At 50.1% G+C, this 13,743-nt stretch carries 10 protein-coding genes; 1 reads left to right on the forward strand and 9 read right to left on the reverse strand.

The genetic code is table 11. The features are described 5' to 3' along the window. Positions 1-50: 50 nt before the first annotated feature. The 9 genes from dapB to grpE all read right to left on the reverse strand — a co-directional run bounded on the left by dapB (position 51) and on the right by grpE (position 12,707). A complete protein-coding gene (gene dapB / locus IDAT_RS08035) occupies positions 51-854 on the reverse strand; it encodes a 4-hydroxy-tetrahydrodipicolinate reductase (protein ID WP_034732613.1) in 804 nt (267 codons plus the stop codon). Beyond that, a complete protein-coding gene (locus tag IDAT_RS08040; RefSeq protein WP_034732615.1) occupies positions 851-2,071 on the reverse strand; it encodes a dicarboxylate/amino acid:cation symporter in 1,221 nt (406 codons plus the stop codon). Before IDAT_RS08040 ends, dapB begins: the two co-directional genes overlap by 4 nt. Positions 2,072-2,236: 165 nt before the next feature. Beyond that, positions 2,237-3,037, reverse strand: coding sequence for a M48 family metallopeptidase (locus IDAT_RS08045; protein WP_034732616.1), 801 nt, complete (start codon positions 3,035-3,037; stop codon positions 2,237-2,239). 19 nt (positions 3,038-3,056) lie between these two features. Then, on the reverse strand, positions 3,057-4,199 hold the full coding sequence (gene dnaJ, locus IDAT_RS08050; RefSeq protein WP_034732618.1) for a molecular chaperone DnaJ: 1,143 nt from the start codon (positions 4,197-4,199) through the stop codon (positions 3,057-3,059). A gap of 110 nt (positions 4,200-4,309) precedes the next feature. Then, positions 4,310-6,229, reverse strand: a complete 1,920-nt coding sequence (gene dnaK / locus IDAT_RS08055; protein ID WP_034732619.1) for a molecular chaperone DnaK — start codon at positions 6,227-6,229, stop codon at positions 4,310-4,312. A gap of 177 nt (positions 6,230-6,406) precedes the next feature. Next, the gene (locus IDAT_RS08060; RefSeq protein WP_051986658.1) at positions 6,407-8,035 is read right to left on the reverse strand and encodes a tryptophan halogenase family protein; all 1,629 of its coding nucleotides are present in this window, start codon (positions 8,033-8,035) and stop codon (positions 6,407-6,409) included. After that, the gene (locus tag IDAT_RS08065; protein WP_034732621.1) at positions 8,022-8,822 is read right to left on the reverse strand and encodes a hypothetical protein; all 801 of its coding nucleotides are present in this window, start codon (positions 8,820-8,822) and stop codon (positions 8,022-8,024) included. Before IDAT_RS08065 ends, IDAT_RS08060 begins: the two co-directional genes overlap by 14 nt. Before the next feature lie 100 nt (positions 8,823-8,922). Continuing rightward, positions 8,923-11,865 (reverse strand): TonB-dependent receptor domain-containing protein, encoded by a 2,943-nt coding sequence (locus IDAT_RS08070; RefSeq protein ID WP_034732624.1) that lies wholly within the window; start codon positions 11,863-11,865, stop codon positions 8,923-8,925. 230 nt (positions 11,866-12,095) lie between these two features. Then, positions 12,096-12,707: a nucleotide exchange factor GrpE gene (grpE, locus tag IDAT_RS08075; protein ID WP_034732626.1), complete on the reverse strand. Its 612-nt coding sequence runs from the start codon at positions 12,705-12,707 to the stop codon at positions 12,096-12,098. A 102-nt stretch (positions 12,708-12,809) separates the two neighbouring features. Between grpE and nadK the strand changes: the two genes are divergently transcribed. Beyond that, positions 12,810-13,700 (forward strand): NAD(+) kinase, encoded by an 891-nt coding sequence (gene nadK / locus IDAT_RS08080; RefSeq protein ID WP_034732627.1) that lies wholly within the window; start codon positions 12,810-12,812, stop codon positions 13,698-13,700. Positions 13,701-13,743 lie beyond the last annotated feature (43 nt).

Here is a 13,743-nt window from a genome sequence, read left to right on the forward strand (position 1 = left end):
TGCGTCGGCAAATTGGTCGTATTCTACTGAAAAAGCGCCTTTGCGTCTAGCTAAATTTCATTGAGTAATTGGCGCAGATGCTGCTCCATTTGCAAAGTATCAGCCAAGCGATAACGTCCCGCAGCTTGCCCACGCAACCACTGTGCTGCATGCAGCGCACCGCGGGCGAAAACGCGACGATCACTGACCCGATGACTGAGTTCCACGCGCTCTCCCGGTTGTGCGGCATAGACCGTGTGTTCACCAATAATGTCTGCGGCTCTTAGCACCGCAAAGCCGATACTCCCTTGGTGTCGTAGACCATTAGTACGAACGCCAGCACTAACTTCAGCAAGTTGCTGCAAGCGTCCTTTCGCCGCTGCCTCACCGAGCAATAATGCAGTTCCTGAAGGGCCATCACGTTTCGCGGCATGATGCGCTTCAAGAATTTCGATATCAGCATTCGGCAGACACGCACTGGTGAGCGTGACCAGCTGTTCTAACAAGCAGACCCCAACACTGGTATTGGCAGCGTATAACACTGGAACTGTTGCGGCAGCTTGGTCCAACAGTTGTTGTTGCTCGCTTGTAAGCCCAGTCGTGCAGACCACCGCAGCAGCCCGCAATCGCTGTGCCAGCTGCAAGTTATCAGCAAGCGCTGCGGGTAAACTAAAATCAATTAAAACATCAACGGCCTCGGGCGTGAGTTCACTGCCGTCACTATAGCGGAGACTGCTATCGACTTGCTGCCCCAGCACTTTGGAGTTCGAACTGACAATGGCGGCAACTAACTTAGCATCAGTTGCGCTCGCCAATTCATTGATCACCGCCTGTCCCATGCGCCCACTGGCGCCAATGACTGCTACTCGAATCACGATGTTGCTTCCACTGGTTGTTGTTCGCGTTCTTCGCGCCCTAGCATCACCGAAACCGCCATGTCACCGGTCACGTTAGTAGCGGTGCGGATCATGTCAATAATACGGTCAACGGCCGCAATAAACGCAATGCCTTCAAGCGGTAAGCCTATCACATTTAACGTCACTGTCAGCATTACCAAGGCCGTGCCCGGCACTCCGGCAGTACCTACAGAAGCCAGGGTGGCGGTAGCCGTTATCAGTAGGTAATCGGTAAATTCCAGCGGAATACCGTATAACTGAGCAATGAAGATAGACGCGATGGCCGGATAGATACCACCACAACCATCCATATTGATAGTAGCGCCAAGCGGCAAGACAAAACTGGCATAGGATTTTTGCACACCGAGCTTTTCGGTAATGGCTTGATGCGCTGCCGGTATAGTGCCAAAGCTGCTGCAGGTGGTAAACGCCACAAGCTGCGCGGAAAACACCGATTTAAAGAAGTACCAAGGTGACATGCCGGCGAGTTTCACCATAGTGCCATAGGTCAGCAACATATGTAGCAAGCAAGCTAGATAGATAGCTCCGATAAAGGCGGCCAATGGCGCCAAGCTCGCCAAACCATAATGACCGACGACCCAGGCCATCAAACCCAGTACCCCCAATGGCGTTAACTCGAGCACCATTTTAGTGATGCGATACATAGTTTGCGCACCAGCTTTTAGCACATTCCCGAGCGGTCGCGCCGGCTCCCCCACTTGTCGAATCGCTATACCAACCAAGGCCGCAAATACCACGATTTGCAGAATATTGCCTTCGGTGAGCGCTGCAAAGGGGTTCACCGGAATCATGTTAAGAAATACTTCGGCAGGCCCTGGCACTGCTTTCTCTTGATAATCGGCAACAGCACTCAGGTCTTGCGTGGCGCTAATATCGAGCAAACTACCAACACTCAAACCAATGACGCTAGCGATCACCGCGGTTAATAAAAACAAGCCAACGGTTTTAGCACCTATCGTACCGATACCTTCATCGTCGCCAAATTGCAAAATGGCGTTGACGATAGCGCAGAAAATCAAGGGGGCGACGAGCATTTTCAATGCCCGAATAAACAGGTCGCCAAGTGGCTTCAGTGCGACCGCCACGTCGGGCACCAGCAAACCGGCCGCGACGCCCACTACAAAGGCGCCCAGCACACGTTGCCAGAATGGAATTGCAAACCAAGCCTTCAGCATAAATCCTCACTGCTGTGGAAAATATGCCTATTGTACGGCGCTTAGTTCACCGTGGATTAGAACAAATCGTTATGCGATATGCGTTCTTCGTTAATCGTTACTCGTTAGGGCTGCGCAAATTCGTGTTTAGCTCACTAACGAGTAACGAATAACGATGAACGGCTGTTAGGTGGGTTTGGGGCAGTTGGCGCGGGGAGCATTGCGATACGCCGACATCGCACTCACCGCCAATTCTTCAAGCTTAGTGATGCGTGTCTCTGGTGATGGGTGCGTCGACAAAAACTCAGGTGGTTTTGGCCCACCCTGTTGCGCCATATTGCGCCACAACTCTGCCGCTTGACGCGGATCATAGCCAGCAGCAGCCATGTAGCGCAGGCCGAGTTCGTCTGATTCGCTTTCATGAATGCGTGAATACGGCAAAATGTAACCGAGCTGCACACCGACACCGAGTACGCCCATGATAAGCGCTGCTTCGTTACTATCCATTTCTTGACCGATCAACAAACCACCAAGTTGCAAGCCTAAGCCCGCAGCGAACTGATTCGACATCCGCTCGTTGCTATGTTGCGCGATGACGTGTCCAATTTCATGGCCGATAACCGCAGCCAGTTGGTCAGGTGTTTCGGCCACATCGATGAGGCCGGTATAAACACCGATTTTGCCACCAGGCAATGCAAACGCATTCACCATCTCGCTATCAAAAACGGTTACTTCCCAAGTCTGTTGAGCCCAAGGCTCCGGTAAGACCGCAATCAAATCGTTACTAATACATTGGACGTAACGATTGAGTGCGGGATCATTGGAGACTTTCTCTTGTTCTTTTAGAGAGTTATAGCTTTGCGCGCCAAGCTGCGCCAGCTCATCACTGCTAAACAGTTGTAGCTGTGAGCGCCCCGTCGGCGACTGGGTACAAGCAACTGCACTTAATACGGCTGCCGCAATCACTGCAGATTTCCAGATACGCATTGCCTAACTCCTTAAATGGTTAGCCGCGAAGGTCGTCAAAGAACCGCTTCACCCCATCAAAAAAACCTTTTTCTTTTGGACGGTAGCGCGCAGCTTCGTCACCTGTCCCCATGGAATCATCTAGCTGTCGCAACAAATCCTTCTGTTTTTCTGACAAGTTAACAGGCGTTTCGATCACGACTTTACAAATTAAATCTCCAACTGCGCCGCTACGCACCGATTTCACTCCCTTACCACGCAAGCGGAACAACTTGCCGGTCTGGGTTTCAGCAGGAATACGTAATTTCACTTTACCTTCGAGTGTCGGCACTTGGATTTCACCACCCAATGCCGCGTGGGTAAAGCTCAACGGTACCTCACAATATAGATTATTACCGTCGCGTTTGAAAATCGGATGCTCACGTACATGCACCTGAACGTATAAGTCACCTGCTGGTGCACCCATTTCGCCAGCTTCGCCTTCGCCATTTAGACGAATACGGTCACCTGTATCGACGCCAGCTGGAATTTTCACTGACAAGGTTTTGGTGCGCTCAACTCGCCCTTCGCCATGACAAGTACGGCAAGGGTCTTTGATCACTTTACCGCGGCCACGACAATGCGGACACGGCTGTTGCACGGCAAAGAAGCCTTGGCGCATTTGAATATGACCACTGCCATGACAGTGACCACAAGTTTCGGCACTGCTACCGGCACGAGCGCCCGAGCCATCACAGTCTTCACACTCAGATAATTTTGGAATCTTCAGCTCGACTTCTTTGCCACGTACGGCTTCTTCGAGCGACAACTCGAGGTTGTAGCGTAAGTCAGCACCACGCGCAGCTTGCGCGCGGCCGCCGCGGCGTCCGCCGCCAAAGATATCACCGAACACATCACCAAAAATATCGGCAAAGTCAGCAGCGCCAGCACCACCACCGCCAAAACCACCTTGGCCTTGTTCAAACGCTGCGTGCCCGTATTGGTCGTAAGCGGCGCGTTTCTGCGGATCGGTCAGCACTTCGTAGGCTGTCTTTACTTCTTTAAATTTTTGCTCAAGTTCTTTATCACCCTTGGTGCGGTCCGGGTGATATTTCATCGCCATACGTTTGTAGGCTTTCTTGATGTCGCGTTCGCTGGCATCTCTGCTTACGCCCAGCACTTCATACAAATCTGGTTTCGCCATAATCTTGCGTCTTCCACTCTTCTATTTGCTTTGTCCTGATACAAGTACACGGAGGCCACCTACTGGCAACCCCCGTGCGTTATGATCACAGACACCCGGTGGGCGTAGGATTACTTCTTCTCGTCGTCTTTGACTTCTTCAAACTCAGCATCAACAACATCATCGTCTTGCTTCGCTTGCTGACTACCAGCTTCCGCACCGCCCGCTTGCTGTGCTTTTTGCTGTGCTGCTTCCATGAGCTTGCCAGATGCTTCAATCAACGCTTGCTGCTTGGCTTCGATAGCTTCTTTATCGTTGCTCTTCACCGCCGCTTCAAGTTCATTGATAGCCGTTTCAATTTTCTCTTTTTCGGCGCTATCCAAGCCTTCGCCTACTTCCTCTAACTGCTTGCGGGTAGCATGCACGAGGCCGTCAGCTTGGTTACGGACTTGCACCATCTCTTCGAATTTACGATCTTCCTCGGCATGCGCCTCGGCGTCACGTACCATTTTCTCGACTTCATCATCGCTCAAGCCAGATGAAGCTTTAATGGTAATTTTCTGCTCTTTACCGGTATCTTTATCTTTCGCCGATACATGCAAGATACCATCAGCGTCCAAGTCAAAGGTAACTTCGATTTGCGGTACACCACGTGCTGCTGGACGAATGCCTTCAAGATTGAACTGACCCAGTGATTTGTTATCCGCAGCGCGCTTACGCTCACCTTGAATAACATGCACTGTTACCGCTGATTGGTTATCTTCAGCAGTTGAGAACACTTGCGATTGCTTAGTCGGAATCGTGGTGTTTTTCTCAATTAACTTGGTCATCACGCCGCCCATAGTTTCGATACCGAGCGACAATGGCGTTACGTCAAGCAACAAGACGTCTTTAACGTCACCTTGCAATACGCCTGCTTGCACTGCAGCACCGACCGCAACGGCTTCGTCAGGGTTGACGTCGCGACGTGGCTCTTTACCGAAGAAATCAGTCACTGCTTGCTGAACTTTCGGCATCCGCGTCTGACCACCGACCATGATGATGTCGTTGATGTCGCTCACTGACAAGCCAGCATCCGCAAGTGCTTGTTTCACTGGTGCTAACGATTTCGCAATCAGGTCTTCGACCAACGACTCCAACTTCGCGCGCGTCACTTTAATTGCTAAGTGCTTAGGACCGGTGTTATCCGCCGTGATGTACGGCAAGTTGACTTCGGTCTGTTGTGCTGATGACAACTCGATCTTGGCTTTTTCAGCAGCTTCCTTCAAACGTTGCATAGCCAGCGGATCTTTGCGCAAGTCGATGCCTTGGTCTTTCTGGAATTGCTCCACCAAGTAGTTGATCAAGCGGTTGTCAAAGTCTTCACCACCTAGGTGTGTGTCACCGTTGGTCGCAAGTACTTCGAAGGTGTGCTCACCTTCAACTTCATCGATCTCGATAATCGAGATATCGAAGGTACCACCACCTAAGTCATACACGGCAATGGTGTTGTCGCCTTTCTTCTTGTCCATACCGTAAGCAAGAGCTGCTGCGGTTGGCTCGTTGATAATCCGCTTCACTTCTAGACCGGCGATACGGCCCGCATCTTTGGTAGCTTGACGCTGCGCATCATTAAAGTACGCCGGTACAGTAATCACCGCTTCGGTTACTTTCTCACCGAGGAAATCTTCTGCTGTTTTCTTCATTTTCTTCAGAATTTCAGCTGAGATTTGCGGTGGCGCTTTTTTCTCGTCATTAATTTCAACCCATGCATCGCCATTGTCTGCTTTGACAATTTTGAATGGCATGATGCCGATATCACGCTGTACTTCTTCGTCCTCAAAGCGACGACCAATCAAGCGCTTAATCGCGAATAAAGTTTTGTTCGGGTTGGTCACTGCCTGACGTTTCGCTGGTTGACCTACTAAGGTCTCACCGTCGTCCGTAAACGCGACCACTGAAGGCGTGGTACGATCGCCTTCCGCATTTTCAATAACCCGTGGTTTACCACCGTCTAAAACTGCTACACACGAGTTAGTGGTACCTAAGTCGATGCCAATAATTTTGCCCATGATTGTCTCCAACTCCAACATTCAAAATGAATCTATAAACCTGATATGGGGTGCGCATTTGCGCTTTTCAATCCCTTTTTTCAGGCCGTAATCAAATGGTTGACAGTGTTATGGGGGTGCCGAAGCAGATTACAAGCGGTGGGATAAAAATTTTTAAGAAAAAGGCTGCCTGAAAGCTCAGGCAACCCATCCTGCAGGTTTAGTCGCGGTTGGATACTCAGCCATGCCCAGCACGCGTTGCAGCCAAAGCGCATGGGGTGGTAGCATCTGGTGTGCCATTTTTAAGCGTTGCATGATCGCTGGGTGAACTTTCGTAGGTGGCCGCTGCGTGCCGAACCATTGGTCACATTCGTCGCGCAGTGCATCCATGCCATACATAATGCACTCGTAACTTTCATGGTTCCACAGTCCACCGGTATCCGTCACGGGTCGCTGATCCTGCTGCGCACCTGCAATAGCCTCGGTCGGCATCTGCATAAACCATTGGTCTTGGAAATCGTGCGCACTGGGTGGCTTATGGCGCCAAAACTCAAATTTGGCCTGCAAGCGCTCGGTGATATGCTCTTTTTGCTGCACGGTACGCCAGAACTCGGTATCAGTACGCTTGGTCAGGCAATAATGCATATTGATAAAATCGAGTATTTCGAAATAGCGATTCGCCATCAAGCGATTATAACGCTCGGCTAGCACGGCTTGATCTTCGCGCCGCCAAGGAAAGTGCTCCGCCAACAGTACCGCACCTAAGTCACTTAAATAGAGCCCCGTTGACTCCAAGGGTTCGATAAACCCACCAGACAGACCAATTGCGACGCAGTTGCCCTGCCATTGTTGTAAGCGGCGGCCTGCTTTAAAAGGAATAAAGCGACAAGGCAAGTCCTCACAGCCCGGCCCTTGATAAGCGCGCATTTCTTTTTCAGCATCGGCCTCATTAATGAAATCGCTGCTATGCACGTAGCCAATTGAGCGCCGACTTTGCATCGGAATATCCCAAATCCAGCCGTTACTGAGCGCAGTCGCGGTAGTATAGGGGCGCACCATACCCGGATAAAAACGATCATAAGGTACATGCATGGTGACTGCGCGGTCGCACAGCAGAAACTGCTTAAAATCTTGATAGCCAACCCCCATCTGTTGCTCGAGCAACAAGGCGCGAAACCCAGTACAGTCAACAAATAGATCCGCCTCGAGACGTTGACCTTGATCGGTAGTCACTGCAGCAATGTCACCGTTAGGATGTTTGCTCACTGCGGCCATGTTAGCACTGATGTGGGTCACGCCGCGTGCAGTAGAGAAGTCGCGCAAGTAATCGGCAAACTTCTGCGCATTCATTTGATACGCATAATTTAAACGCGCGCCCATGCGCCATTCACCAAACATTTGTGGCGCGCGACCCCATTCGCATACTAAGGGTTGCACTGAACAGGTTTCCATAAACGGAATGCTGCGATCGCTTTGCAACCAGTCGCGTCCAGCATAGTCAATCGGCTGTAAACGCATACTGCTAAAAGGGTGATGATAAAAGCTATTATCGTTGTGCACCCAATTCACATACTTGATAGATTGCTTAAAAGTCGCCTCGGTGACTTTCATAAATTCCATTTCATCTACGCCAACCACAGCAAGGAGATGGCGCATTGACGGAATGGTTGCCTCACCAACTGAAATGCGTGGCGTATCGGGTGATTCAAGTAAGGTAATTTCAACGCGAGGATCTTCGCCGCGCCGATTCAGTGCACCGTTCAAGTATGCAGCGGTCATCCAACCGGCTGATCCGCCACCCACAATCACCAATTTAGGTTTTTGCATGACCATATCCCAAGAGTTCGCGTAAACCAGGCGCAGCATAATCGACCAGACGTTTTTGCTGCTCGCTCAATTGTGCAGGAATTTCAAACGCAGTATTGCTTAGGTTGTCACGGTAGGTCCCACTTTGCTCACGATCGGAGCCGACCCGCACCCGTTCGCGCCAGTCGCTTGGGAATTCACGCAACTGGAGCACACTCAAAAGTTCACGAAAATAGACTTCTGCCTCGTCGGTTTCGAGGTTTTTGACATGGTGCAGTAGCTCTTCCATGCGCACTAAGTTAACGCCCGTTCCCAGCCAAGCCACGGCATTATGGGTATAGATATCGCTCATTGATGGCGCTTTCTCGTGAATCCCAAAAATCATTAAGTTGATGATTTCATCAAGTTTAATCTGACCACTTTTGAGGTGTTCAAGATTGCCTTGAAAATTATCAGATAAGAAGAAACGCGCGCGTGCTAACACCCAATCATAAGGGTCGCGAACCACTAAAATTTGCTTCGATTTACGCAGTGCCATCGCCGATTCATCCGAGAATAATAAATGTCCCCAGCTGAGTTTTGGTTGTAACGGATTGAAGGCATGAATGTGCTGACGCAACAAAGGGATTTGAATGAAGGCGTCATGATATTGCTGATTCACCGGCACAAACATGCGAAAGATATTGCGAATCAAATGGGTACCGCATTTAGGTACTGAATTTAGAAAGACTGGCACGGTAAGTACTTGTTGCTGAAATTGCGGATTCAACTCATTTAATGTATCGGGCTTCGTATGCACTCTGACCATGGGATGTTCTCATTTTAGTTGTTATAGGCCCATTGGGCACGGCGTAGATAAGAAAATGCCGGCAAAACGCCGGCATTTTGCATACCTAGTTGTACCGAGTTTAGAACTGGTACGTCAAGTTCACGAACGCTCGACGGCCGAACCAATCGTACTGGCTGTAGAACGCTGCAGTACCTATGGTGGTCGCGTAAACGCTTGAAACTTGCGGTGGTTCTTTATCAAACGCGTTGGCTACACCGAAGGTTAAGCTCAAGTTGTCCCAGTCACGCGTTGCAGAAATCGCATGATAGAACGTAGTCGGTGTATCCAAATCAACAAGGACTGTTTCACCATAGTAGCTGGTTTCAAAACCGCCGTACTCGTCGTGATTTGAAGCCGAGCCAATCATGCGTGTGGTCCAGTTGTAGCTCCAGTCGTCCATCATCATGGCCAAGCTTAAATTGCCCACGTGTTTTGGACTACCGAGCTCACCTACACGATCTTGTGGAGTACTGGTAGGTAACAACTTACGCGAAGCTTCGATTTGAATCGTGTGCTCATAACGTACGTTGAACTCAGCAAAATCGGTGCTGAACGGGTAATTAAATTGTAAATCCACACCACGGTTGGTTTGTGATGCGATGTTCAAGTAATTACCTTCAACTTCTTCAACACGAAGATCGGTTTCGTTACGGAAGAACTGATCACATAAAGGTTCAGTCGAGAAGTTCTCTGATGCATAACAACCACCCACGATCTGAGCGGCTGACAGCAAGGTCACTTCACCATCGATTTGAATATCGAAATAATCGACGCTCATACTGAATTCAGTGAAGTCTGGAATCCACACAAATCCGAAAGTTTCAGCCACTGATGTTTCAGCTTCTAACTGACCAAAACCACCACCGGTAAACACGGTTGCTGAAATAGCACCACCGGCATAGTCCCGTGGAATCCCATCGGCTTCACAGTTTGCGGCTACAAATGGATTGATCGAACCATCGTCAGCGCCCTCGCCCCAACGAATACATGGGTCGATACTACGCTGGCCAATAAAGCTTGATTGGTCGTTCAAGAACAGCTCGTACAGTGCCGGTGAACGGAATGAAGTACCGCGTGAACCACGGATACGGAAACCTTCACCAACTAACCAGTTCACACTGGCTTTAAAGGTGGTATCACTGCCGTAAGTCGATACATCAGTCCAACGACCCGACAACGAGACATCTAAACGTTCTGCAAAGGCAGCATCACGTAAAATCGGTAACTGGAACTCACCAAAGAAAGCTTTGGTAGTTGATTTACCACGAGTAATACCGGCTGCACTTGAACCCCAAGCGTTACGCGCAAGCGTCACATCTCCGGGAGTGTCGACGATTTCATCACTCTGCCATTGCATACCCAATGCCATCCCAATTGGCCCGGCTGGTAAGTCATAGGCTTGGCCTGAAATCAATCCTTCTAGGGTCTCTTGTTTGTAGATGGTGTTACCCGTCTCTTCACCGAACAAGAAGTCCTTCATGCCTTGCGAGATATTACCCGCCAAGAATTGTGGGTCCAACCAAGGGATATCTTGACACGGAATACCACGCACCGAGAGCTCCATCCCTTCACACGAACCGGTCAGGAAGTTTTGGTCGAAAATCGCATCTTGGTAGATGATTTTGTTCTGATACTCACCGTCGCTGTAACTGCTTTGGTAGTTCACATCCCAGTTCCAGTCGCCGACCATACCTTCTAAACCGACCACAAAGCGACGATAATCAACGGTGATCTCACTGCCTGAATGATCAGTGATAGCCGTTGGGCTTAACCATTGCGCGCCCGTCCAACCTTCCGACAAGGTATTACCCGCAAAGAAGTCTTCGTTATAGATGTAACTCCAGAACTGGCGATAACCGTTAGAGATAGTTTTCCGGCGGTTCAGCAATACCTCACCGTATAAGGTAGTGGTATCGCTCATCCAATACTCACCTTGCAAGAACGCCGTTGCAACTTCAGTTTCAGGCGACAAGGTTTCGAGATCTTGGAATGGGTGATCAGCATTCACCAACGCATCTGATGCTTGGTCAAAGCCAACTGGATACCAGCCCTCTGGTGTGCGCATGGCGCCTGGGCCATCTTGCCACTCGTTGAACGGTGTCAGGTAATTGCCTAGGTCACCGTCGTAATCATACTGAGCAAGCGTTCCCGGCGGTACTAAGCCAGAGTAATCATAAATCCAGACATGGCCCCAAGGTAAGTCGTTACAATGGTACGTGCCTGTGCGTGGATCGATGATATCCGCGCGGTCACCCGTGCTTGGATCGATAACGTATGGGCTTGCACAAGCGAAGAAGTCGCGATCGCCACGCGTCAATTCTTGGGTTTTCTGATAGTCACCAACGATACGGAACGAACCGCTGTCGAAACTGCGGCCAAGCGTACCGTTAACACGCGCTGACGCACCGCCATCATCAAACGGATGGCTGTAGTTGACGTTGAAATTACTTTCGTCGCCATCTTTGGTGATAATGTTCACAACACCGGCAACGGCGTCAGAACCGTATAGTGAAGAAGCACCGTCTTTTAAGATCTCGACCCGCTCAATGGCAGCCAATGGCATGATGTTAAGGTCAAACGCGTTAACCTGTCCGCGCGTACCCGCAGGACCGATACGACGACCATTCAACAACACCAAGGTACGATTCGCACCCAAGCCACGCAGTGACAAGGTTTCGGTACCCGTACCACCTTCTGTCACAAAGGCTGTTGATGCGGCGGCGGTGATTTGGTTCGAGCCGGCGGCAACCGTTGAGGTACGCAGCAAATCACCCAAGGTGACAAGACCCTGATCAACTGCTTCGTCGGAGCTAATGATTTCTACTGGAGAGGCTTGGTCTAAGCCGTCGGTACGGATACGTGAGCCGGTAACCTGGATTTTTTCGGTCACTTCTTCCGCATTATTGTCATCGTCTTGATCACCGGTGTCTTGCGCATGTACAGCGCCGCTCGAGGCAGCAAATACACAACCCAAGGCCAGCGCGAGACGGCTGAGTTTCAGCTCTTCTGCTAACTGGATCATAAGATGTCCTTCACTTTTTTATTGTTGTGTTGACGTCAAAACGTAGGGACCGCTTGCTCAAGGATTGAGCACCCGTCTAACAATAGTAATAAATATCGGTAGATTTACAACTACGAAAAGGTGCTTTTTTGCACTAATTGGAGAGTCAGTAGGCAATAAGTTGTATAAAAAAGCGAAACAACGCCAGTGCGCTGTTTCGCTGAAATTGAGAATTTTTCTGCGGTAAAAACTTAATTCTTCACCACCATCACCATCGCCGGGCGTAGCAGACGTCCGCTCAATGTGTAGCCTTTTTGCATGACCGCAAGGATAGTATTGCTGTCTTTACCCTCCACGGCCTGCATCGACATGGCTTGATGTAACTCAGGATTGAACACCTCGCCTTCTTCACCTACGGCCTCTACACCGAACTTATTCAATGTGCTCTGCAGGCCTTTGTAGGTAAGCTCGATACCTTCAAGAAAATTTGCGTTAACATCTTCAGCGTCAGCAGCAATCTGTAGCGCTCGCTCGAGATTATCAACTGTAGTTAATAGCTCATTAGCAAATTTCTCTAACGCAAATTTATGCGCCTTGTCTACTTCTTGTGCAGCTCGACGACGGATGTTCTCCATTTCAGCAACCGCACGCACTGCACGATCATTTGCCTCGTCCGCGCGCTGTTCAGCAGTTGCTAGCGCCAACTCTAGTTCAGCTAAGCGTTCATCAGCTTCCTGAGTTAACGTCTCTGCTTGCGTTGCTTCGCTTTCGTCGGCCGCAGCCTCGGCATCCGCTTGTTGATGCTCATCCACCGCTTGCGCTTCGGCCTGTTGATTTTCCTGTGCAGATTCTTGTTTCGTCATGTTTCGTTACTCTTTCAATGTGATATAACTAACCTTGTGCACTGTTATGGGGGCAGCAATAAGTGATTCAAGGGCTGCTCGGACAAATTTTAAGGAAATCGAATGGCGTCAGCTACTGCTTTTGCATTTGAACGTATTGCGCTACTTGGCAAGGTCAACCATGAGGCGACCCATAGTACCTTGGTTACTTTAGCAAAAGAGCTCACCGCGCATGGCTTTACCGTCATTGTCGAAGAACGTACCGCGGCGCAACTTGCGCACAGCGAGTTGCCTACTTATCCACTGGAGCGGCTCGGTGAGGTCGCCGACCTGGCGATTGTCGTTGGCGGCGATGGCAATATGCTGGGTGCTGCCCGTGTGCTCTGTGAATGCGACATCGCGGTGCTCGGCGTCAACCGCGGCAACCTTGGATTTCTCACCGATATCGACCCCGATCAACTATTGGTCCAGCTATTGCCTGTGCTTAACGGCGAGTTTGTTGCAGAGCAACGCTTTTTATTGCAGGCAGAAGTTATTCGTGATGGGCAGCGCCATGATGTAGGTCGCGCTATCAACGAGATCGTACTGCATTCTGATAAAGTTGCGCACATGATCGAATTCGAGGTCTACGTCAACGATGACTTTGTTTATAGCCAACGCTCCGACGGCCTCATCATTAGTACACCCACAGGTTCGACCGCCTATTCTTTGTCGGCCGGTGGCACCATTTTGGCGCCGAACATCGATGCTATTCAGCTGGTTCCTATGTTTCCGCATACCTTAAGTAGTCGTCCGATTGTGGTTGATGCTAGCAGCACCCTGCATATTCGACCGGCGCCCAATAACGGTACCTTGCAACTCAGTTGCGATGGTCATCGGCGCATCGAAGTGCTCCCCGACGATGAAGTGATTATTCACAAATACGCCCATACGTTGCGCCTAATTCATCCTAAAGATCATAGCTATTACAAAGTGTTAAGAAACAAACTGGGGTGGGGTAGCCGACTGTTTTAAGTACCCTCTTGCAATACTGTATAAATACTGTATAACTACTGTA

This window comes from Pseudidiomarina atlantica (genome assembly GCF_000753735.1).
Classification (GTDB): domain Bacteria; phylum Pseudomonadota; class Gammaproteobacteria; order Enterobacterales; family Alteromonadaceae; genus Pseudidiomarina; species Pseudidiomarina atlantica.